The organism is Bradyrhizobium sp. Crot121, assembly GCF_059512385.1.
In genome coordinates this window covers 1-20104 of record NZ_JCAMOR010000105.1, presented here as the reverse complement: position 1 = coordinate 20104, position 20104 = coordinate 1, and the positions used below count along the sequence as shown (strand labels likewise).

Sequence of the window (20104 nt, the reverse complement as noted above, 5' to 3'; positions counted from 1 at the left end):
CCGCACGAAATTACTTCGCTGTCGTCGCTATCGCCGCAACTCTGCTCTGGCTAAGATAACTGTCCACGCGACCTAGGAGGCCCCCGCCGGATGCACCGGCTCGCGATGGATCTCGCGCCCTGACTCGCTGACGACCACGATCGCAAGGTCCGGTTCGGTGGGAGCCTCTTTGCGGAAATGTGCGGCGAGGATCTTGCTGTATTCGATAGCTTCGGCATCCGATGAAAACTGCTTTCCGATCCGGTCGCGGATCGGAACACCGTCTTTCCGGTCGAAATAGAAGGTCTGCACGTTCGTTTGCCTCTGATCTGGTGGCGCAGGCGGGTGGCGAAAGGCTCCTCCACGCTATGGCGCCGACGGGAACTTCAGCTTGATCTGCCTCAATCTGGGCTGACCGGCTTCGTCGGGTCGGTTTTTGCGGTAGCGTTCCAAAAGCTGGCGCTCGCGGCTAAGATTGAGGGCGTATCGCGGGCGCAGGACTGGACTTGGCGAGTTCAATCCGATCGCGCCTTGCGCGAAGCCCTGATCGCAGCTAATGGAACGGCATCGGAGCGTGGCGCAGCCCGGTTAGCGCACTAGTCTGGGAGACTAGGGGTCGAAGGTTCAAATCCTTTCGCTCCGACCAAACTTTCAATAGTTATGCTCTGGGGGCGATTTACCGGCCTTCGCCGTCCTTCATCGCCGAATCCAGCATCTCCCGGCAACCAATCAGGTCCTGGAGCGCGCGCTGCAGGCGTTCGCGGTCGGCGGCGGGGATGCCGCGGGCGGGTGCGGCTGCCGGCGTGGGCTGGGCGGCTGGCGCTTGCCGGCCCTTGAACGGGGCGAGGATGCCGTCCTCGTCGGGGTCGACGAAGCGGTAATCGATCTCGATGGCGTTGCCGTCATCAAATTCCTCATCCTCGGCATCGTTATCGTGGCCGGCGGTCTCCTCCTCCTCGTGGGATTCCCGCAGGCTCTGGCCGATCGCCTCCTCGACGGCGCCGAAGGAGATTGCCGCGCTCTGGTCGGAGATCGCCTGGACCGACTTGATGCCGTGCTCCTTCAGGATCCGCTGCACGCCGCGGATCGTATAGCCTTCGCCATACAGTAGGCGGCGGATGCCCTTGAGCAGGTCGACATCGTCGGGGCGATAGTAGCGGCGGCCGCCGCTACGCTTCATCGGCTTGATCTGCGCGAACCGCGTCTCCCAGAAACGCAACACGTGCTGGGGGATGTCGAGCTCGTCGGCTACCTCGCTGATGGTACGGAATGCATCGGGCGCCTTTTCCAAATGCCCGCTCCTTCTCCTAGAGCATGATCCGCACAAACGCGCTCGCGACAACGCCATGCGCCAGCGCGGAGATCACGCTCAAACAACGATAGCGCGGGATGACGATTCGAAGAAACGCCATCACGTCCAAGAAGGAATTATCCGCTCTTGCCTTCGCCGTTGGTCGACCCGTTGTGGCCGTTGATCCGCTGCTTCAGGATCGCCGACGGCTTGAATACCATCACCCGCCGCGGCGAGATCGGCACTTCGGTGCCGGTCTTCGGATTACGTCCGATGCGCTGGCCCTTCTTGCGCACCATGAAGGAGCCGAAGGACGACAGCTTCACCGTTTCGCCCTTTTCCAGGCAATCGGTGATTTCCTTCAAGACGAGTTCGACAAACGCCGAGGATTCCGTGCGAGACAATCCCACCTTCTGGTAGACCGCCTCGCACAAATCGACTCGTGTGACTGTTTTACCGGTTCCGGTCATCGCCTGCCCCGCACTCTCGGCGAACAAAATTTATCCCCTGAAATTAGAGGGTTAGCAGGCGATGGTCAACAGTGGCTATAATGCAGCAGCCTGCCAAAATCGTCAGGGATGTGTCTTTTCTGATTGCACGCTTCACCAGCGGACGAGCGCCGAGCCCCAGGTGAAGCCGCCGCCCATCGCTTCGAACAGCACGAGATCGCCCTTCTTCACGCGTCCATCCTGCACCGCAACTGATAGCGCCAGGGGAATCGATGCCGCCGAAGTGTTGCCGTGGCGATCGACCGTCAGCACCACCTTCTGCGGCGCAATATGGAGCTTGTGCGCCGAAGCATCGATGATCCGCTTGTTGGCCTGATGCGGGATAAACCAGTCGATGTCCTCCGCGCTGGTGCCGGTGGCGTTGAAGGCGTCGACGATCACGTCGGTGATCATGCCGACCGCGTGCTTGAACACTTCGCGGCCTTCCATTCGCAGGTGGCCGACCGTCCGGGTCGATCCCGGGCCGCCGTCGACGAACAGCTTCGCCTTGTGGCGGCCGTCGGAGCGCAGATGCGTGGTCAGTACGCCGCGGTCGGACGATTTGCCCGGCTGCTCCTGCGCTTCCAGCACCACCGCGCCGGCCCCGTCGCCGAACAGCACGCAAGTGCCGCGGTCGTTCCAGTCGAGGATGCGCGAAAAGGTCTCGGCGCCGATCACCAGCGCCCGCTTGTAGGCGCCGGTGCGCAGGAAATTGTCGGCGGTCGCCAGCGCGAAGACAAAGCCGGAGCAGACCGCCTGCAGATCGAAGGCCGCTCCATGGGTGATGCCGAGCCCGTTCTGCACCGCGACTGCGGTCGCTGGAAACGTGTTGTCCGGCGTCGAGGTCGCGAGCACGATCAGGTCGATATCCTGCGCATCGAGGCCGGCGTTCGCCAATGCCGCGCGCGCGGCATTAATGCCGAGATGGGAGGTGAACTCCCCCTCGGCCGCGATGTGCCGCTCCCGAATGCCGGTGCGCTGCACGATCCATTCGTCAGACGTATCGACGCGGGTCGCCAGCTCGGCATTGGTCAAGACCCGCTCCGGCAAATAAGAGCCGCAGCCGAGCACGACCGATCGTATCGCAGTCACGAGACAGCCTCCTGCGCGGTCTGCGCTGAGGCCAGCGCGCTTCCGTCGCGGTTGAGCATCTGATTGATCTTGGTGAGGAGATCGTAGTGGGCCATCTCATAGCCAACATCGACCGCATAGGCAAAGCCTTCGGAGTTGATCCCACCGTGACTTTTCACCACCAGGCCCTTCAGGCCGAGCAGCACCCCGCCATTGGACTTGTTGGGGTCCATCTTGTCCCGGAGCGCCCGGAAGGCGCCGCGGGCCAGGAGATAGCCGATGCGCCTTGGCCAAGTCTGGGACAGGGCGTTGCGCAGGAAATCCACCATCTGCCGCGCGGTGCCCTCGGCCGCCTTCAGCGCGATGTTGCCGGCATATCCCTCCGTGACGACCACATCGGCGATACCCTTGCCGATGCCGTCGCTCTCGACGAAGCCGATATAATTCAGTTGCGGCAGGTTCATTGCCCGCAACAGCTCGGCCGCCTCGCGGATCTCCTCATGTCCCTTCATCTCTTCGCGGCCGATATTGAGCAGCCCTACGGTCGGCCGCTCCACGTTGAATCGGACGCTGGCCATCGCGCCGCCCATCAGTGCCAGCGCCACCAAGTGCTGTGCGTCGCCGCCGATGCTCGCCCCGAGGTCGAGCACGATGGTGTCGCCACGCACGGTCGGCCACAGCCCCGCGATCGCCGGGCGCTCGATTCCGGGCAACATGCGCAGGTTGAACCGCGCCATCGCCATCAGCGCGCCGGTGTTGCCGGCTGACACCGCGACATCGGCCTCACCGTGCTTCACCGCGTCGATCGCAAGCCACATCGAGGAGGTCTTGCGGCCGCGCCTGAGCGCCTGACTCGGCTTCTCGTCGTTGCTGATCGCAACGTCGGTGTGGATCACACGCGAGGCCGCCTTCAGGGCGGGATGCGCTGCCAATTCCGGCTCGATCAGCTTGCTGTCGCCAAACAGCAAGAATTCGGTGTCAGGATGCCGGCTCAACGAGATGGCGGCGCCAGGGACGACGACCGATGCGCCGTCATCGCCACCCATGGCGTCAAGCGCGATTCGAACCTTTTTAGGCATGAACGTCCCGGAAACCTGCTCTCGGCGGCCTTGAAGCGGACCGGCCACCCGTTTGAAAGCCACCGCCATCAGCGATGTCTATCGCGGTCAGCGATGTCTGTCGCGCAAGCGATGTACGGCCGAAGGCAACGGCGCGCCCGGCCGGGCCGCGACAATAACCTCTCCCCATTCTGACACAACCTCTTCACCATGCTTTACCGGTTGGCTCAGGGTTGCGGGAACGCGGAGGCATCGACGCAGGATATCTCAACTTATTCAATATCTTATCTCAGATTTATGAGAATGCAACGGATCGATTTCGCGCGAAGGTTCGCCCTCATAATCCACTTTAACCGGAGCCTATTTCCCGTTGGATTTCCCTTTCGGCTTGTTTCCACCGAGCGTTTTCGGCGCGGCCTGCAGCGCTTTCAGGGCGGCAAACGGGTGGTCCTCGGGGTCGGCAGCCTCGACCACCGGCTCGAACACGGCATCCGCCTTGCGCGGATAGGGGTCGATCGCGAGGAACAGCGCGTCGGTCGCAAGCCGGCCCAGATCGATCATGCCGTTCTCGATCGGCTCCGGCGGGTCGGGTATCTCAGCTTCACTGCGTTCGGCCTCCTCGGCCAGCGCGGCCATCTGCGGAATCTGCTCCGGCGGGGCGAAGATGAGGTCGATCTCCTCGTCGATGTCGTTCTCGATCTCCTCGAGCGTCACCACGCAGGTCTGCCCGACCCGGCCGCGCACCGAGCCCACGACGTGAACGCGGCCGCCGCTCTTCGGCGTAATGTCGAATGACGCCTCAGCCGAAAGCACCTCGCGCAGCCCCGCGATATCGGCCAATGCCTGACGCTGGCGCGGATCGGCCTCGAGGTCGCGATGCAGGCCGGTGTCCGGCACCTGCGCCACCGCGACCAGCACGCGCCAAGGGTCACGCGGAGGATGAGGCCTCTCTGTCTCGGTATCTTTCATTGAGCCGTGCCCACCTGCTCCGGCACTGGAAACTTCCACGATCCGCCCGACAGCGCCGTTGCGTCGAGCCGGTCCAGCACGGACGCTACCCGCTCGGCATAGGTCGCAAGCCGCCGCGCCTTCTCGATGTCCTTGCCATCAAAGATATTCTTGCAGAATGCGTTTGCCAGCGCCTCATGGCCATCGGTGAGCGCGAGGTCGTAGGCCACGGAACGACCGTAGAAGGCTTCGCCGAAAGCCTTCATCCGCTTCGGCACCGTGAGGTCGCCGACCCCCATTTCGCGTAAATTGTCGTCCATATCCTCGCAGAAGCGGTCGAACAGCGCCTGCGACAGACCCGATTCGCCCTCCACGGCCCGGAGGCGCCGCAGCACCAGCCACAAATGCAGCAAGAGCAGGTCGAATCGGCCGTTAACCGTGTCCGCGACGGCGAACTGTCGGTAAAACACCGGTTCTCGCGCCTGCGTCACGATCATGCCATAGATGGTCTCAATGGTGCCGCTCGGGAGTAGCCGGGGTTTCTTGAATTGATTGAACGGCCAAAGCATTGTGGGTTCCGCCCACGGGCCCAAAAGGCCCGCCTCTGTTGCAATCCTCAGCCGTGCCCGGTACGTCAACGCCTCGCGCGACGCAAGGGGACGGATCAGTTCCGCCAATGACCGAAGCCAACAAGACCAGCCCACGCGTGTCCTTCTCACGCGGCGTACTAGCACGCTGCCGCGCCGCGGCGGCCATCGGCCTGGTCTGCGCGCTGCTTGCCGCCTGCACCGGCGAACAATTCCAGAAGGGCTACATCCTGCCGCAGGGCGCGCTGGAGCAAATCCCGATCGGCGCCAGCCAGGACCAAGTGCTGATCGTGATGGGCACTCCGTCGACGGTGGCCACACTGGACGGCGAGGTGTTCTACTACATCTCCCAGCGCACCGAGCGTCCGGTCGCCTTCATGAACCAGCGGGTGGTCGACCAGCGCGTGATCGCGGTTTATTTCGACAAGAACCGCACCGTCCGCCGCATCGCCAATTACGGCCTGCAGGACGGCAAGATCTTCGACTTCGTCAGCCGCACCACGCCGACTTCGGGCCAGGAGCTCAGCTACCTGACGCCGCTGTTCAAGCTGCTCAGCTTTAACTAACCAAAGCGTTTTCGAGCGAAGTGGATACCGGTTCGCGTGAAGAAAACGCGTCAGAACAAGAATCCGCGGCTGCGCCAAGTCGCCGCCTAACTCCTCGCTTGCCGGACCGCCTCGCGGTCCCCTACGCTCCCTGAAAACAAGATCAAATCAGGGAGTGAACACGTGAGCCGAACCTTGCTTTCCCGCCGCCGCCTGCTGACGGGCACCGCCGCCGTCTCGGCCGCCGCCATCCTGCCGCGCGCGAGCTTAGGCGCCGGCGACTGGCGGCCGACCGAGACCGTCCGCCTGATCGTGCCGGCCGCCGCCGGCGGCTCCACCGACGTGATGGGCCGCCTGCTCGCGGCGCATCTGCAGACCGCCTGGGGACAGTCGGCGATTGTGGAGAACCGCTCAGGCGCCGGCGGCACCATCGGCACCGCCGAAGTCGCCCGCAACAAGGGCGACGGCCACACCATCCTGATCGGCAATCCCGGGCCGAATGCGATCGCCTATTCGATCTTCAAGAACCTCACCTACCAGAAGGATCAGTTGCAGCCGGTCTCCAACATGATCCGGATCCCGAACATCGTCTCGGCCCATCCCTCGACCGGCATCAAGTCGATCCCCGAGTTGATCGCCTATCTGAAGGCCAATCCGGACAAGCTGACCTACGGCTCGTCCGGGACCGGCCAGAGCCCGCATCTGACCGGCGCCTGGTTCCTGCAGCTCACGGGGCTCAAGATGACGCATGTGCCGTTCCGCGGCGCCGGTCCCGCGCTGCAGGCGGGGCTTGCCGGCGACATCCAGATCCTGTTCGACAACCTCTATCCGTCGCTGCCGCAGGTGCTGGACGGCAAGCTCAACGGGCTCTGCGTCACCACCGCCGAGCGCAGCGACGCCGCGCCGAAACTGCCGACCATGCGCGAGAGCGCGCCGGAGCTTGCGAAGTTCGAAGTCTCCTCCTGGTTCGGCGTCTTCCTGCCCAAGGCCACACCCGCGCCGATCGTGGACGAGCTCAACCGCCAGATAAAGGCGATGCTGGAGCGCGACGACGTCAGGAAGAACATCGCCGGCATGGGCGCCCGCCCCGACCACGGCACGCCGCAGCAGTTCACCGATTTCGTCGACGCCGAAACCAGGAAGTTCGCGGCCATCATCGAGAAGGAAGGCCTGCAGATGGAGGTGAAGTGACGGGCGCTCCGTCATTGCGAGGAGCGTCAGCGACGAAGCAATCCACCTCTCCACTCGTGGCGAGATGGATTGCTTCGCTACGCTCGCAATGACGAGTTGAGAGACACGCACGTATGTCCAAACAAAAACCCCGCGGCTCGGCCGCGGGGTTTTGCGTTCTTCGTTCGGACACCCGTCAATGTGCCAGGATCGCTAGCAGCAGCAGCGCCACGATGTTGGTGATCTTGATCATCGGGTTGACCGCCGGGCCGGCCGTATCCTTGTAGGGATCGCCGACGGTGTCGCCGGTCACTGCGGACTTGTGGGCATCGGAGCCCTTGCCGCCGTAGTGGCCGTCCTCGATGTACTTCTTGGCGTTGTCCCATGCGCCACCGCCTGAGGTCATCGAGATCGCGACGAACAGCCCTGTGACGATGACGCCGAGCAGCATCGCGCCGACGGCCGAGAACGCCGCCGACTTGCCGGCCGCACCGCCGCCCGCGATCACGTAGATCAGGAAGTAGACCACGATCGGCGACAGCACCGGCAGCAGCGACGGGATGATCATCTCCTTGATCGCCGCCTTGGTCAGGAGGTCAACCGCCTTGCCGTAGTCCGGCTTGTCGGTGCCCTGCATGATGCCGGGCTTCTCGCGGAACTGGCGCCGCACTTCTTCGACGATCGCGCCGGCCGCGCGGCCGACCGCGGTCATGCCCATCGCCCCGAACAGATACGGCAAGAGGCCGCCGAACAACAGGCCCACCACCACATAGGGGTTGTTGAGGGAGAAGTCGGGATTGACGCCCTTGAAATAGGCGTGGTTGGCGGAGTCGCTGATGAAGAATTTGAGGTCCTGGTTATAGGCCGCAAACAGCACCAGCGCGCCGAGACCGGCGGAGCCGATCGCATAGCCCTTGGTCACGGCCTTGGTGGTGTTGCCGACCGCGTCGAGCGCATCGGTCGATTTGCGCACCTCCTTCGGCAGCCCCGCCATCTCGGCGATGCCGCCGGCGTTGTCGGTGACCGGACCGAAGGCATCGAGCGCGACGATCATGCCGGCGAGCGCCAGCATGGTCGCAGTCGCGATCGCGATCCCGAACAGGCCGGCCAGGCTGTAGGTGACGAGGATGCCGGCGATGATGACCATCGCGGGCAGCGCGGTCGCCTCCATCGAGATCGCCAATCCCTGGATCACGTTGGTGCCATGGCCGGTCACCGAGGCCGAGGCGATGGACTTCACCGGGCGATAGTCGGTGCCGGTATAGTATTCGGTGATCCAGATGATCAGCGCGGTGACGATGAGGCCGACGACGCCGCATTGGAACAGCGCCATGCCGGAATAGTCCACGCCCGGCAGCTTGTCGAAGCCGATCAGGGCGTAGATCACGCCGGCGATGCCGATCAGCGACAGGATGCCGGTCGCGATCAGGCCCTTGTAGAGCGCGCCCATGATCGACTGGCTGCTGCCGAGCTTGACGAAGAAAGTGCCGATGATCGAGGTGATGATGCAGATGCCGCCAATCGCGAGCGGCAGCGTCATCATGCTCACCAGGATCGGCGACTTCGCGAAGAAGATCGCCGCCAGCACCATGGTGGCGACCGCGGTCACTGCATAGGTCTCGAACAGGTCGGCGGCCATGCCGGCGCAGTCGCCGACATTGTCGCCGACATTGTCCGCGATAGTCGCCGGGTTGCGCGGATCGTCCTCGGGGATGCCGGCCTCGACCTTGCCGACGAGGTCGCCGCCGACGTCGGCGCCCTTGGTGAAGATGCCGCCGCCGAGACGGGCGAAGATCGAGATCAGCGAAGCGCCGAAGCCGAGCGCCACCATGGCGTCGATCACAGTGCGGCTGTCCGCCGCGAACCCTGCGACCTTGGTCAGGTAGGCGAAATAAATGGTGACGCCGAGCAGCGCCAGGCCCGCGACCAGGAGCCCGGTGATCGCGCCCGCCTTGAAGGCAAGCTCCAGGCCGCCCGCCAGCGACTTGGTCGCCGCCTGCGCGGTGCGGACGTTGGCGCGGACCGAGACGTTCATGCCGATGAAGCCGGCCGCCCCCGACAGGATCGCGCCGATCGCAAAGCCGATCGCGACCAGGAGCCCAAGGAAGTAAGCCAGCAGAATGAAGATCAAGACGCCGACGATGCCGATCGTGGTGTATTGGCGCCGCAGATACGCCTGTGCGCCTTCGCGCACCGCCGCGGCAATCTCCTGCATGCGCGGGCTGCCCGCGTCAGCGTTCAGGACCGAATTGGTCGCCCAAATCGCGTAGACAATGGAAAGTACCCCGCAGAGCACGATCAACCATAATGCTGTCATTTGAATTCTGCCTCAGATCCTTGATGTATCCCCACGCCCTTGTTTTTTCCGCGGGATGCGGCGGGCGCTTATTGAGCGGTCCACCCCTGCCCTCAAGGATGGCCACAATCGGTCGCGAACCTTGCCAAAATCGCTTTCGCAGCGCAACGCCGCCGGCAATCAAAACGGGACGATTTGGGCAGCTAATTAGTCTGAGGGGCGGCTTTCTCGGCCTATTCCAAAGCGTTTTCAAGCGAGGCGGACCCCGGCTCGCGTGAAGAAAACGCGTCAATACGAGAATCGAGAGCTTCGGTTCTGATGCAATCAGAACCGAAGCTCTAGAAATGGCTGTAGGACAGCCGCTTCAAGGCCAGCTCCCGGCCCTGCGAATCTAGGAAGCTGGGGGGTGCGGAGCCTGCGATGATACCGCCGATCGCGGTCACGGCAACGCCTGTGCGCTTGGCCTCTTGCACGAAGGCCGCCATGCGATCCCCGGGGATCGTGCAGAGGATCTCGTAGTCATCGCCGCCCGAGATCAGGGCCTCGATACCGACGGCCTTGCCCGCAACCAGCGCAGCGGCCGGCGACGAGAGTGGGATGCTCTGGACGTCGATCACGGCCGAGACGGCGGAAGCCGCACAGAGCTTTGCGAGATCGCCGGCGAGCCCGTCGGACACATCCATCGCGGCGCTGGCGTAATCGCGCACCGCCTTGGCGAGCGCATTGCGCGGCTGCGGCACGCGGTAGCGGCCGGTCAGCATCTCGCGGGAGGCTTCGTCGCTCGCAAGTAGCGAGGCAACAGACCCGGCCTTCAGCAGGTTGAGGCCAAGCGCGGCATCGCCGATTGTGCCGGTAACCACGACGCGGTCCCCTGCCCGCGCGCCTCTACGGTGGATCATCTTGCCCTGCGGCACGCGCCCGAACGCCGTGACCGAGATCATCACCGGCCCGGGCGTGGACACCGTGTCGCCGCCGAGCAGCGGACAGCCGAACTGCGCAGCATCCTCGCCGAGCGCCTGCGCGAACGGTTTCAGCCAGGCATCGTCGGCGCTACGCAGCGCCAGCGTCAGCACGAAGCCGGCGGGTGTAGCCCCCTTGGCGGCGAGATCAGAGAGATTGACCCGCAGCGCCTTACGCGCCAGCGTCGCCGGCGGATCGCCGGGGAGGAAATGCACGCCCTCGACGATTGCATCGGTGGTGACGACGATATCGTCGCCCCCTGCCCGCAACGCCGCCGCATCGTCATCGAGATTGAAAGCGCCCGGGTCCTTCGCGAGCGGCTTGAAGTAGCGCGCGATAAGGGAGTCCTCGCCGGATGCCGTTTCTCCGCGGTTCGTCATGCTTCCCGGACCATCTCCTCAAACCGCGACGTCATTGCGAGGAGCGTAGCGACGAAGCAATCCATGTCTCCCCCGCGGAAGCTATGGATTGCTTCGCTTCGCTCGCAATGACGGAGAGCTACCCACGCACGAACTCGTCGGCCCGGAACTGCCGGGCGATCTGGTCGAGCACCGCGTTCACCATTCCGGTCTCGTCCTTCTCCACAAACGCATGCGCGACGTCGACATATTCGGAGACCACCACGCGGCCCGGCACGTCCTTGCGATGCTCCAGTTCATAGGAGCCTGCCCGCAGCACCGCGCGCAGGATCGCATCGATGCGCTTCAGCGGCCACCCCTTCGACAGCGCCTCGTCGATCAGCGGATCGAGCCTGGCCTGGTCGCGTACCACCCCTGATACCACGTCACGGAAAAACGCCGCTTCCGCCGGCAGATACGTCTCGCCTTCGACCTCGTTGCCGAGCCAGTGGCTCTCAAACTCCGCGAACACGTCGTCCAGCCCGGCGCCGGCGATGTCCATCTGGTAGAGCGCCTGCACGGCGGCGAGCCGTGCGGCGCCGCGCCGATTGGCCTTCCTGTCCGCTGGTCTTACGGGCTTCCTGTCTTCCGCCATGGTCAACCCTTCGCCAGCCGGCGTTTGATGCGCAGCATCGCGAGCGCCGCGCGCGCGGCGTCGCCGCCTTTGTTCAAGTCATTGGCGCGCGCCCGTGCCCAGGCCTGTTCCTCGGTGTTGACGGTAATGATGCCGTTGCCGAGCGGAAACCTCCTGTTCACGGCGAGGTCCATCAGCCCGCGCGATGACTCCATCGACACGATCTCGAAATGGATGGTCTCGCCGCGCACCACGCAGCCGAGCGCGACCGCCGCGTCATAGGGCTTGCCGTTCTTTTCGGCGGCATCGATTGCGATCGCGATCGCCGCTGGAATTTCCAGCGCGCCGGGCACCGTGATGACGTCGTAGCCGACGCCGGCGGCCTTCAATTCGGCGACCGCGCCTTCCAGAAGCGAGTCCTGAATATCGTCATAGAACCGCGCCTCGACGATCAGCGCACGCGCGCCGGAAATGTCGGTCTGGTCCTTCAGCGGTGCACGCCGTGCGTCTGCCATTACTGTTTCCGTTTCGATCGGTGCCCTCATCCTGAGAAGCGGCCACTTGGCCGCGTCTCGAAGGATGAGAATGTAGCCGGGCCTCGTGGTTCGAGACGGCGCTTCGCGCCTCCTCACCATGAGGGATTGGCCGGGTTTTAGGCGCAGGCGCCGCCTGTGCCAAGGGCCGCCGTTACTTCATCTCTGTCAGCCGCGCCGCGTAGCGGGCCATCAGGTCCACTTCGATATTGACCTCGCCGCCGGCGCGCCAGCCGCCGATCGTCGTCACGTTGAGAGTATGCGGGATGATCAGCACCGAAAACGTGACGTCATCGACCGTATTCACCGTCAACGACACGCCATCCAGCGTGATCGAGCCTTTGACCGCGATGAAACGCGCCAGTTCGCGCGTGGTTCGGAGCACGAACCGCGCCATATCAGGCAGATCCTCGCGTGAGACGATGGTGGCGACGCCATCGGCATGGCCCGCCACGATATGGCCGCCGAGTTCGTCGCCAATCTTCAGCGCGCGCTCGAGATTGAGGCGGGTTCCGACACCCCAGTGCTTCGCCGTCGTCATGCCAAGCGTTTCCGCGGCGGCATCGACGTCGAACCAGGTCTTGCCGCCCTCGGCGCCGGAGGCGACCACCGTCAGGCACACCCCATTGCAGGCGATCGAGGCGCCATCGGCGATGGTCGCGCGATCGTAACGGCAGGCGATCCGCAGCCGGTGCAACTGTCCCTGCGCCGTAGGTGTCAGGCTGGTGATCTCGCCGACATCTGTGACTATTCCCGTGAACATCAAACCCTTCCCAGTTCACCGCCGTCATGGCCGGGCTTGTCCCGGCCATCCACGTCTTCCTTTCGCCAGCGGCCAAGGCGTGGATGCCCGGGTCAAGCCCGGGCATGACGCGCGGACACAGCGCTAGGCACGATCGTAGATCGTCAAAAAATCTTTTCCGAGCGTTTCGCTAGCACGAACCTTGAAGGCGGGCGACTGCGTGATCGCGGCGAGCGGCAATGCGTCCAGCGCGGGCACGCCGTCGGCGCCGACCGCCTCTGGCGCGCGCAACAGCCAGGCTTCGTCGACCAGGTCAGCCGCAACGAAGGATGACGCCACCCGCGCCCCGCCCTCGACCATCACTTTCGTGATGCCCTTCTCGGCGAGCGCATGCAGCACCGCGAGCAGATCGAGTCCCGGCGGCGAGACCGTGTCCGCGACCCGGATCACCTGGGCACCGGCGGCACCCAGCTTCATCGCAGCCGGCGCTTCGGCAAGCTCCGAGGTCACCACCCATAACGGCGTTTCGCGCGCCGAATGCACCAGGCGGCTGTCGCCCGGCAGGCGCAGCGCGCGATCCAGCACCACCCGCACCGGCGAACGAGCCTCCATGCCCGGCAGGCGGCAGGTCAGAACCGGATCGTCGGCCAGCGCGGTGCCGATCCCGATCAGGATCGCATCGCTCTGCGCGCGGAGCAGATGCACCCGCGTCCGGACCACGTCTCCCGTGATCGCCACCGGGCGGTGGCCGGCAGCGCCGATCTTGTCGTCGGCGGAGATCGCCAGCTTGAGCAGCACATGCGGACGCTTGTCGCGGACACTGCGGAAATGACCGGCATGGTCCCGCGCGGCCTCCTCCGCGCACAGCCCGACATCAACAGCGATGCCCGCCGCGCGCAACCGTGCGTGCCCCTGCCCGCCGACTTCAGGATTGGGATCCTCGATCGCCGACACCACGCGCGCGATGCCGGCCGCAATGACCGCGTCCGCGCAGGGCGGCGAGCGGCCGAAATGCGAGCATGGCTCGAGCGTCACATACAGCGTGGCGCCGCGCGCCGCTTCGCCCGCGCGCCGCAGCGCCTCCGGCTCGGCATGCGGCCGGCCGCCCGCTTGCGTCCAGCCACGACCGACAATGACGCCATCCTTGACCACGACAGCACCGACCGCCGGATTCGGCCAGGTGCGGCCCTGCCCGCGCCGGCCGAGCGTCAGCGCGAGCTGCATGAACCGCAAATCGGCGGCTTTCGACTGCTTTGCTTGTGCGGCGAGCTTGTCTTCCAGGATGCGGAAGATCATTTGCGGAACTGCGCGATGCGCGGGTCATCTTCGCTGGTGAGCTCGCCGAGCAATGCCTCGAAATCCTTGGCTTCGCGGAAATTGCGGTAGACCGAGGCGAAGCGGACATAGGCGACATCGTCGAGCTGGCGCAGATGCTCCATCACGATCTCACCGATCGCCTCCGATGAGACTTCGGCCTCGCCGGCGCTCTCAAGCTCCCGCACGATGGCCGATACCATCTTCTCCAGCCGCTCCGAATCCACCGGCCGCTTGCGCAGCGAGATCTGCAGCGAGCGCACCAGCTTGTCGCGGTCGAACGGAACGCGACGGCCGTTGCGCTTGATCACTGTCAGCTCGCGAAGCTGCACCCGCTCAAATGTCGTGAAGCGGAAATTGCAGGTGATGCAGACGCGCCGCCGTCGGATCACAGCCGAATCCTCAGTCGGACGCGAGTCCTTGACCTGCGTATCCAGACTGTTGCAACTCGGGCAACGCATCTGCCGATTTCCTTATTGATAGATCGGGAAGCGGTCGGTCAGCGCCTTCACGCGTTCCTTGATCGCGGCTTCCACCAGCGGCGCCTTGCCCTCCGGCGACTGCTGCAGCGCGGTCAGGACTTCCGCGATCATGCCGCCGACTTCCTTGAACTCAGCGACGCCGAAGCCGCGCGTGGTCGTCGCCGGCGTGCCGAGCCGCAGGCCCGAGGTGACGAACGGCGTCTCAGGATCGAAGGGAATGCCGTTTTTGTTGCAGGTGATGGCGGCGCGCACCAACGCCTTCTCGGAGACGTTGCCCTTCAGCCCCTTGGGCCGGAGGTCGACCAGCATCAGATGGTTGTCGGTACCGCCGGACACGATGTCGAGCCCATGGCCGCGCAGCGTTTCGGCGAGCGCCTTGGCATTCTCGACCACGTTCTTGGCGTAGACCTTGAAGTCCGGCCGCAGCGCCTCGCCGAACGCAACCGCCTTGGCCGCGATCACATGCATCAAGGGGCCACCCTGCAGACCCGGGAAGATCGCCGAGTTGAGCTTCTTGGTCAGCGTCTCGTCATTCCACAGCATCAGGCCGCCGCGCGGGCCGCGCAGCGATTTGTGCGTCGTTGTGGTGGTGACATGCGCGTGCGGCACCGGCGAAGCATGCACGCCACCGGCGACGAGGCCTGCGAAATGCGCCATGTCGACCATGAGGTAGGCGCCGACACTGTCGGCGATCTCGCGGAAGCGCTTGAAGTCCCAGGCGCGCGAATAGGCTGAGCCGCCCGCAACGATCAGCTTCGGCTTGACCTGTTCGGCCTGTTTGGCCACCGCATCCATGTCGATGACCTGGTCCTCGCGCCGCACCGTGTAGTGCACGGCCTTGAACCATTTGCCGGACATGTTGACGGGCGAGCCGTGGGTGAGATGGCCGCCGGCGGCGAGGTCGAGACCCATGAAGGTATCGCCGGGCTGCAGCAGCGCCAGGAACACCGCCTGGTTCATCTGGCTGCCGGAGTTCGGCTGCACGTTGGCGAACTTCGCACCGAACAGTTTCTTGGCGCGCTCGATCGCCAGCGTCTCGGCGACGTCGACCCATTCACAACCGCCATAGTAGCGCGCGCCCGGATAGCCTTCGGCGTATTTGTTGGTCATCACCGAGCCCTGCGCCTCCAGCACCGCACGGCTGACGATGTTCTCGGAAGCGATCAGCTCGATCTCATGGCGCTGCCGGCCCAATTCGCCCTTGATCGCCTCCGCGATCTCGGGATCGGCCTCGGCAAGGGTCGCCCTGAAGAAGGAATCAGGCGCGGAACTGGATTTGGCGCTCGGGGAGGAACAGGTCATCGGCGAAATATCTCCACCGCCGCAAGCCTTTAGAGGATGCGGTCGGTCCATTGTGGGCGGTCGAAGCTGGTCGGTCAGCGTTATCACATTGCCGGGTGCCGGCCAAGCGATTGCGGTAGGAGTGCGGCCTTTGTGCCACATATGGTGGCCTGCCGGGGTTTGCCAGTTCCAGAGGCGGCCTCATCCGTTCGCCCCGCCCCCCGTCATTCCGGGGCGCGGCGAAGTCGCGAGATCCTGGCGCCCCGACGCTGGCGCTAAGTGCGCGAGCAGCAAGAGCTGCCGCGGACGATGACAGCGGAGTGTGCGGCGGCGATGCGGGGGCGAAGCGGAAGCGTGCTCGCCAGCGCGAGCACGGCGCTGGATGGTGTTGATGGAGTTCGGATCGCGAGACGAAAATAAACTCACCCCAGGGCGCTGTCATGCCGGCCTGGGGTGAGAAGACAAAGATCGACGATTCAGACCTGACGCTATTGCGTCACTACGTTTCCGACCGAGTTGAAGTTCTTCTTCGTATCATACCCGGAGTCGTGCAGATTTCGGAAATACAGGTCGCGGTCACCGCTACTCACTCCGCCCGGCATGATGACCGAGCCCGGCGCGATGACCGGAGCGGCACGCATACTGGCATTCGCATTCATCGCGTGGCGATGATGCGTCCGCTGTGCGGCCAGAGCGGTAGAAGTAGCGAGGGCGAGGATTGCAAGACTGACAAGAACGCTCTTCGTCATAGTCGGCTCCTCTGAGAGGATCCACCCCGGGGAACTTGTGGCACGGCCGGCCCTCCTCCACAAATCAACATCGCGTAACCCTCTGCGCCTGCCAAAGTGACGGCGCAACAGCCTGCTCGGGTCCAATAGAGATCGGTGATGGGTTCCGGCCCGGGGCGGGACGACAGCGGAGAGCGCCGCGACAGCCGCGCTACAACCCCGTGAATCCCGCCTTCACATGATCGGTGGAGCCGTCAAGCTGGCGCAGATAGGTCAATCCGCAGACCGTCAGGCGGTGCGTGTCGGTCTCGCCCGCCTCGAACAAGGTGCGGACATATTCCGTCACCTTCGCCCGCGCCTCCTCGCTCGCCGCGGCGGTGCGGTTCGCAAGCAGGTCATAGGTGTGCATGATGCGATCGATCGCGGCTTCCATCACTTTCTCCGATTGGGAATGATCAGATCACGAGCTGTGCTGCTTCAAACTCGGCGATCGCCTTGTTGGCGAGCTTGATCTTGTTGGTTTCGCCGCGCCGGAACATCTGCACGATGATCGTGAGCAATTGCTCGTTGGTGGCATAAGAGTCCGGAATGATCCCGGTCCTGCGCAGATAGTTGGAAGCGATGGCGTAGGCCTCGCCGACCACTTCGACATTCATCGCCCACATTCCGCGCTCGACCAGCATCTCGCTCTCCGTAGCCCACGATAAAGCGTGAGGACGCGAGTGGTTCCCGGTTCCGCAAAACTCTTTTTGCGGTGCCGAAAAGCAAGAGCGCACCGACCGGGCACAGTCGATGCGCTCTGCTGGAGGCTGACGGCTTGCCGGTCTTCTATCGGGCCGGCTTGGCCGCTCTGGCGAAGTCTTGAAGGTGTTGAAGTCTTGGAGAGGTGTTGAAGTCTTGGAGGCGCGAAGTCTTGAAGGTATCAGAGGCGATAGAGGATCTGGTCGGTCCAGAACCGCTCGAGCCGGTGCAGCGACTTGTTCAGCGTCGAGAACTCCTCGTTCGAGATGCCGCCGACCTGCTCCACGGTCTTGACGTGCTTCTGGTAGAGCGCATCGACGATACGGCGGATCTCCTGGCCCTGCGGCGTCAGGCGAATGCGCACCGAGCGGCGATCGACACGCGAACGCTGGTGATCGAGGAAGCCGAGCTCGACGAGCTTCTTCAGATTGTAGGAGACGTTGGAGCCGAGATAGTAGCCGCGCGTGCGCAGCTCACCCGCGGTCAATTCCTTGTCGCCGATATTGTAGAGCAACAGCGCCTGCACCGAATTGATGTCGGCGCGCCCGCGGCGATCGAACTCGTCCTTGATGACGTCGAGCAGCCGCCGATGCAGCCGCTCCACCAGCGTAAGGGCTTCGAGATAGAGCGACTGCACCGTCGGCTGGCCGGCGGCGCGCTCAGCGGTTTCCACCGCCGTTGAGGCAACGGCTTTGATCATGACACTTCCCCTGTTGTCGTTTTATCGACTTATTCGACGAAACTTGTGTCCCGCCTGATAGGTTCAACTTAAGGGGGCCGTTTGAACATCAGCTTAAATAAGACAATAAAGAGATCATGAATTTAAGACAGTGAATCGCGGATTAAGCCCGTCAAACAAGGGCTTTTCGCAACCCTTCATTGACGGTGGAGCGCCCCTGTTCACGCTTCGTCTGCACGCCCTGTCACAATCGGAAACAGCTTCGCTCAAATTCGAAACGACCGCGTAATAGATATGAGGGAACCCTTTACGGTGAGCGAAACGTTACCGGACAATTTTCTGAAAATTTTCGCGACACCACTTGCGCTCGCTGCACGCTCGGCCGGTTAAGCGCGCTATGGCGGCCGTTCGCGTGCGGCCATCCAGGCGAGCGCGAGATAGCCGGCGAGCATCAAGGCTTCGAACGCCACCACTGTTAGGCTGCCGCCGTAGATGTTCGGAAACATCAATTCGATCACCGCCATCGAGACGACGGTGGTCAGCCACACCACCGCGCCCCAGGGCGTGGCGAGCCACAGCCCGACGGCGGCGACAAGCTCGATGACGGCGAAGTAGATGGTCGCGGTCTGCCAGGCCATCGACTGGTTCTCGAAGGCCTCCTCCTCGGCGCCGACGAATCCCGTCACCTGCGCCCAGTGATAGAGGCCCTTGGCGATCGAGACCACCGCCATGATGCGGAGGAAGAAGACGAGCCGCCGGGTCCATACATTCTCATCCCGTCGGATCCGGTCCGACGACATCGCCGCAACGGAAATCGCATTGTCCCGCGATTGGTCGCGCGCAGAGGTGTCAGACATCGCAGAAGTCGTCCGTGGAAGCGAAATGGGTCATCGGCGCAGTCTTGGCCCGCCGGGCCGGCAAAATCAATTGCAGTTGCGGCAGATCAACGGCGCCGTGACGTTGCTGGACGAGGATGCTAGAGTTGGATCAAATCAAAAACCAGCCTGCCGTGTTAGGAGAACAAGCCCATGGCGATCAAATTCGGGCGCCCGATCGAACTGCGCGATGCGCCAAAGCGGCAGACGGCCCTCGCCTCCCCGCCGCTGGATTTGACCATACGGCCCCGCCGCAACCGCAAGGCGGAATGGGCCAGGCGGCTGGTGCGCGAAAACGTGCTGACCCCGGACGACCTGATCTGGCCCCTGTTCGTCGTTAACGGCCATAATGTCCGCACCCCGGTTGCCTCGATGCCGGGCGTGGACAGACTAAGTGTCGACCAGGCGGTTCGCGACGCCGAGCGCGCGGCCAAGCTCGATATCCCCTGCATCGCGCTGTTTCCCTACACCGAGCCGTCGCTGCGCGACGAGCAGGGCTCGGAGGCACTCAATCCGGACAATCTCGTCTGCCAGTCGGTCCGTGCGATCAAGAAGGAATTCCCCGATATCGGCGTGCTCTGCGACGTCGCGCTCGATCCCTTCACCAGCCATGGCCATGACGGACTGATCGAGGACGGCAGGATCCTCAACGATGAGACGGTCGCGGTGCTGGTGAAGCAGGCGCTGGTGCAGGCCGAGGCCGGCTGCGACATCATCGCGCCGTCGGACATGATGGACGGGCGGGTCGGCGCGATCCGCGAAGCACTCGACGCCGAGGGCTTTGGCGACGTGCAGATCATGGCCTATGCGGCGAAATACGCCTCCGCCTTCTACGGCCCGTTCCGCGACGCTATCGGCTCGGCCAAGACGCTGACCGGCGACAAGCGCACCTATCAGATGGACAGCGCCAATTCAGACGAAGCCCTGCGCGAGGTCGAGCTCGATATCGCCGAAGGCGCCGATATGGTGATGGTGAAGCCCGGCATGCCCTATCTCGATATCGTGCGCCGGGTGAAGGACACGTTTGCGATGCCGACCTTCGTCTACCAGGTATCAGGCGAATACGCGATGATCGCGGGCGCCGCGCGCAATGGATGGATCGACGGCGAGCGCGCGATGATGGAGAGCCTGGTCGGTTTCAAGCGCGCCGGCGCCGACGGCATCCTGACGTATTTTGCACCGCAAGCCGCGGAGAAGCTGAAGGGGCAATCGTAGTGTAGGGCAAAGCGAAACGTGCCCACCCTCTCTTGCTCCGATCGTGAATGGTGGACGCACTTCGCTTTGCCCACCACACACACGCTCGAGCATTCCAATGACACGTCGATTCCGGCATAGTGCTCCATGGTCGTCTCTCCTCGATGCTT

At 63.9% G+C, this 20104-nt stretch carries 23 protein-coding genes and 1 tRNA gene; 4 read left to right on the top strand and 20 right to left on the bottom strand.

Translation table 11 applies throughout. From position 1 onward, the window contains the following. Window positions 1-72 precede the first annotated feature (72 nt). Window positions 73-291 (bottom strand): DUF6894 family protein, encoded by a 219-nt coding sequence (locus tag AC5ZGW_RS41560; RefSeq protein ID WP_130232029.1) that lies wholly within the window; start codon window positions 289-291, stop codon window positions 73-75. 256 nt (window positions 292-547) lie between these two features. Here AC5ZGW_RS41560 and AC5ZGW_RS41555 point away from each other — a divergent pair. After that, a tRNA-Pro gene (locus AC5ZGW_RS41555) sits at window positions 548-625 on the top strand. Window positions 626-655: 30 nt separating this feature from the next. On the opposite strand, the gene AC5ZGW_RS41550 is transcribed toward AC5ZGW_RS41555, so the two are convergent. From AC5ZGW_RS41550 to AC5ZGW_RS41525, 6 genes are all read right to left on the bottom strand, one after another. Beyond that, entirely contained in the window at window positions 656-1270 is a 615-nt protein-coding gene (locus AC5ZGW_RS41550) for a MerR family transcriptional regulator (RefSeq protein ID WP_474419070.1), read from the bottom strand. A 137-nt stretch (window positions 1271-1407) separates the two neighbouring features. Continuing rightward, window positions 1408-1740, bottom strand: a complete 333-nt coding sequence (locus AC5ZGW_RS41545; protein ID WP_028162876.1) for an integration host factor subunit alpha — start codon at window positions 1738-1740, stop codon at window positions 1408-1410. Window positions 1741-1872: 132 nt separating this feature from the next. Continuing rightward, window positions 1873-2850: a beta-ketoacyl-ACP synthase III gene (locus tag AC5ZGW_RS41540; protein ID WP_130231461.1), complete on the bottom strand. Its 978-nt coding sequence runs from the start codon at window positions 2848-2850 to the stop codon at window positions 1873-1875. Continuing rightward, window positions 2847-3908 carry a phosphate acyltransferase PlsX gene (plsX, locus tag AC5ZGW_RS41535; protein ID WP_130231463.1) on the bottom strand — a complete coding sequence of 354 codons (1062 nt, stop codon included), beginning with the start codon at window positions 3906-3908 and terminating at the stop codon, window positions 2847-2849. The genes AC5ZGW_RS41540 and plsX overlap by 4 nt, the downstream gene beginning before the upstream one ends. A 339-nt stretch (window positions 3909-4247) precedes the next feature. Then, a complete protein-coding gene (locus AC5ZGW_RS41530) occupies window positions 4248-4856 on the bottom strand; it encodes a YceD family protein (protein WP_130231465.1) in 609 nt (202 codons plus the stop codon). Then, complete coding sequence (locus AC5ZGW_RS41525) at window positions 4853-5404, bottom strand: ubiquinol-cytochrome C chaperone family protein (RefSeq protein ID WP_130231467.1); 552 nt, start codon at window positions 5402-5404, stop codon at window positions 4853-4855. The genes AC5ZGW_RS41530 and AC5ZGW_RS41525 overlap by 4 nt, the downstream gene beginning before the upstream one ends. A gap of 107 nt (window positions 5405-5511) precedes the next feature. Here AC5ZGW_RS41525 and AC5ZGW_RS41520 point away from each other — a divergent pair, with 107 nt between their 5' ends. Further along, window positions 5512-5988: an outer membrane protein assembly factor BamE gene (locus AC5ZGW_RS41520; RefSeq protein WP_028162881.1), complete on the top strand. Its 477-nt coding sequence runs from the start codon at window positions 5512-5514 to the stop codon at window positions 5986-5988. A gap of 162 nt (window positions 5989-6150) precedes the next feature. Next, the gene (locus AC5ZGW_RS41515; RefSeq protein ID WP_464344729.1) at window positions 6151-7158 is read left to right on the top strand and encodes a Bug family tripartite tricarboxylate transporter substrate binding protein; all 1008 of its coding nucleotides are present in this window, start codon (window positions 6151-6153) and stop codon (window positions 7156-7158) included. 175 nt (window positions 7159-7333) lie between these two features. Here the strand turns inward: AC5ZGW_RS41515 and AC5ZGW_RS41510 are convergent, their stop codons facing one another. From AC5ZGW_RS41510 to AC5ZGW_RS41450, 13 genes are all read right to left on the bottom strand, one after another. Continuing rightward, window positions 7334-9454 (bottom strand): sodium-translocating pyrophosphatase, encoded by a 2121-nt coding sequence (locus AC5ZGW_RS41510; RefSeq protein WP_130231129.1) that lies wholly within the window; start codon window positions 9452-9454, stop codon window positions 7334-7336. A gap of 317 nt (window positions 9455-9771) precedes the next feature. Beyond that, on the bottom strand, window positions 9772-10773 hold the full coding sequence (gene thiL / locus AC5ZGW_RS41505; RefSeq protein ID WP_130231127.1) for a thiamine-phosphate kinase: 1002 nt from the start codon (window positions 10771-10773) through the stop codon (window positions 9772-9774). 118 nt (window positions 10774-10891) lie between these two features. Next, window positions 10892-11386 carry a transcription antitermination factor NusB gene (gene nusB, locus AC5ZGW_RS41500; protein ID WP_028162885.1) on the bottom strand — a complete coding sequence of 165 codons (495 nt, stop codon included), beginning with the start codon at window positions 11384-11386 and terminating at the stop codon, window positions 10892-10894. Between the two features lie 2 nt (window positions 11387-11388). After that, window positions 11389-11880, bottom strand: a complete 492-nt coding sequence (gene ribH / locus AC5ZGW_RS41495) for a 6,7-dimethyl-8-ribityllumazine synthase (RefSeq protein WP_028162886.1) — start codon at window positions 11878-11880, stop codon at window positions 11389-11391. 172 nt (window positions 11881-12052) lie between these two features. Beyond that, on the bottom strand, window positions 12053-12661 hold the full coding sequence (locus AC5ZGW_RS41490; RefSeq protein ID WP_130231125.1) for a riboflavin synthase: 609 nt from the start codon (window positions 12659-12661) through the stop codon (window positions 12053-12055). Between the two features lie 123 nt (window positions 12662-12784). Next, window positions 12785-13936, bottom strand: coding sequence for a bifunctional diaminohydroxyphosphoribosylaminopyrimidine deaminase/5-amino-6-(5-phosphoribosylamino)uracil reductase RibD (ribD, locus tag AC5ZGW_RS41485; RefSeq protein WP_474419072.1), 1152 nt, complete (start codon window positions 13934-13936; stop codon window positions 12785-12787). Next, the gene (nrdR, locus tag AC5ZGW_RS41480; protein WP_028162889.1) at window positions 13933-14415 is read right to left on the bottom strand and encodes a transcriptional regulator NrdR; all 483 of its coding nucleotides are present in this window, start codon (window positions 14413-14415) and stop codon (window positions 13933-13935) included. The genes ribD and nrdR overlap by 4 nt, the downstream gene beginning before the upstream one ends. Window positions 14416-14427: 12 nt before the next feature. Next, window positions 14428-15738 carry a serine hydroxymethyltransferase gene (gene glyA / locus AC5ZGW_RS41475; RefSeq protein WP_474419073.1) on the bottom strand — a complete coding sequence of 437 codons (1311 nt, stop codon included), beginning with the start codon at window positions 15736-15738 and terminating at the stop codon, window positions 14428-14430. 467 nt (window positions 15739-16205) lie between these two features. Continuing rightward, complete coding sequence (locus AC5ZGW_RS41470) at window positions 16206-16466, bottom strand: hypothetical protein (RefSeq protein WP_130231478.1); 261 nt, start codon at window positions 16464-16466, stop codon at window positions 16206-16208. A 190-nt stretch (window positions 16467-16656) separates the two neighbouring features. Further along, window positions 16657-16878 (bottom strand): hypothetical protein, encoded by a 222-nt coding sequence (locus AC5ZGW_RS41465; RefSeq protein WP_028162892.1) that lies wholly within the window; start codon window positions 16876-16878, stop codon window positions 16657-16659. Between the two features lie 22 nt (window positions 16879-16900). Further along, a complete protein-coding gene (locus AC5ZGW_RS41460; RefSeq protein ID WP_028162893.1) occupies window positions 16901-17128 on the bottom strand; it encodes a hypothetical protein in 228 nt (75 codons plus the stop codon). A 239-nt stretch (window positions 17129-17367) separates the two neighbouring features. Further along, on the bottom strand, window positions 17368-17886 hold the full coding sequence (ldtR, locus tag AC5ZGW_RS41455) for a transcriptional regulator LdtR (RefSeq protein WP_028162894.1): 519 nt from the start codon (window positions 17884-17886) through the stop codon (window positions 17368-17370). A 374-nt stretch (window positions 17887-18260) separates the two neighbouring features. Continuing rightward, window positions 18261-18722, bottom strand: a complete 462-nt coding sequence (locus tag AC5ZGW_RS41450; protein ID WP_028162895.1) for a DUF6163 family protein — start codon at window positions 18720-18722, stop codon at window positions 18261-18263. Between the two features lie 171 nt (window positions 18723-18893). Here AC5ZGW_RS41450 and hemB point away from each other — a divergent pair, with 171 nt between their 5' ends. Continuing rightward, entirely contained in the window at window positions 18894-19955 is a 1062-nt protein-coding gene (gene hemB / locus AC5ZGW_RS41445; RefSeq protein ID WP_130231476.1) for a porphobilinogen synthase, read from the top strand. The last annotated feature ends 149 nt before the right edge of the window (window positions 19956-20104 follow it).

Excerpts from the sequence above, each read along its gene's own strand:
- AC5ZGW_RS41465 (WP_028162892.1), bottom strand. The coding sequence starts at position 16,878 with ATGGAAGCCGCGATCGATCGCATCATGCACACCTATGACCTGCTTGCG.
- ldtR (WP_028162894.1), bottom strand. The coding sequence starts at position 17,886 with ATGATCAAAGCCGTTGCCTCAACGGCGGTGGAAACCGCTGAGCGCGCC.
- AC5ZGW_RS41460 (WP_028162893.1), bottom strand. The coding sequence starts at position 17,128 with ATGCTGGTCGAGCGCGGAATGTGGGCGATGAATGTCGAAGTGGTCGGC.
- ribH (WP_028162886.1), bottom strand. The coding sequence starts at position 11,880 with ATGGCAGACGCACGGCGTGCACCGCTGAAGGACCAGACCGACATTTCC.
- AC5ZGW_RS41530 (WP_130231465.1), bottom strand. The coding sequence starts at position 4,856 with ATGAAAGATACCGAGACAGAGAGGCCTCATCCTCCGCGTGACCCTTGG.
- AC5ZGW_RS41545 (WP_028162876.1), bottom strand. The coding sequence starts at position 1,740 with ATGACCGGAACCGGTAAAACAGTCACACGAGTCGATTTGTGCGAGGCG.
- nusB (WP_028162885.1), bottom strand. The coding sequence starts at position 11,386 with ATGGCGGAAGACAGGAAGCCCGTAAGACCAGCGGACAGGAAGGCCAAT.
- hemB (WP_130231476.1), top strand. The coding sequence starts at position 18,894 with ATGGCGATCAAATTCGGGCGCCCGATCGAACTGCGCGATGCGCCAAAG.
- AC5ZGW_RS41525 (WP_130231467.1), bottom strand. The coding sequence starts at position 5,404 with ATGCTTTGGCCGTTCAATCAATTCAAGAAACCCCGGCTACTCCCGAGC.
- thiL (WP_130231127.1), bottom strand. The coding sequence starts at position 10,773 with ATGACGAACCGCGGAGAAACGGCATCCGGCGAGGACTCCCTTATCGCG.
- plsX (WP_130231463.1), bottom strand. The coding sequence starts at position 3,908 with ATGCCTAAAAAGGTTCGAATCGCGCTTGACGCCATGGGTGGCGATGAC.
- glyA (WP_474419073.1), bottom strand. The coding sequence starts at position 15,738 with ATGACCTGTTCCTCCCCGAGCGCCAAATCCAGTTCCGCGCCTGATTCC.
- AC5ZGW_RS41470 (WP_130231478.1), bottom strand. The coding sequence starts at position 16,466 with ATGACGAAGAGCGTTCTTGTCAGTCTTGCAATCCTCGCCCTCGCTACT.
- AC5ZGW_RS41450 (WP_028162895.1), bottom strand. The coding sequence starts at position 18,722 with ATGTCTGACACCTCTGCGCGCGACCAATCGCGGGACAATGCGATTTCC.
- AC5ZGW_RS41520 (WP_028162881.1), top strand. The coding sequence starts at position 5,512 with ATGACCGAAGCCAACAAGACCAGCCCACGCGTGTCCTTCTCACGCGGC.
- AC5ZGW_RS41490 (WP_130231125.1), bottom strand. The coding sequence starts at position 12,661 with ATGTTCACGGGAATAGTCACAGATGTCGGCGAGATCACCAGCCTGACA.
- nrdR (WP_028162889.1), bottom strand. The coding sequence starts at position 14,415 with ATGCGTTGCCCGAGTTGCAACAGTCTGGATACGCAGGTCAAGGACTCG.
- ribD (WP_474419072.1), bottom strand. The coding sequence starts at position 13,936 with ATGATCTTCCGCATCCTGGAAGACAAGCTCGCCGCACAAGCAAAGCAG.
- AC5ZGW_RS41510 (WP_130231129.1), bottom strand. The coding sequence starts at position 9,454 with ATGACAGCATTATGGTTGATCGTGCTCTGCGGGGTACTTTCCATTGTC.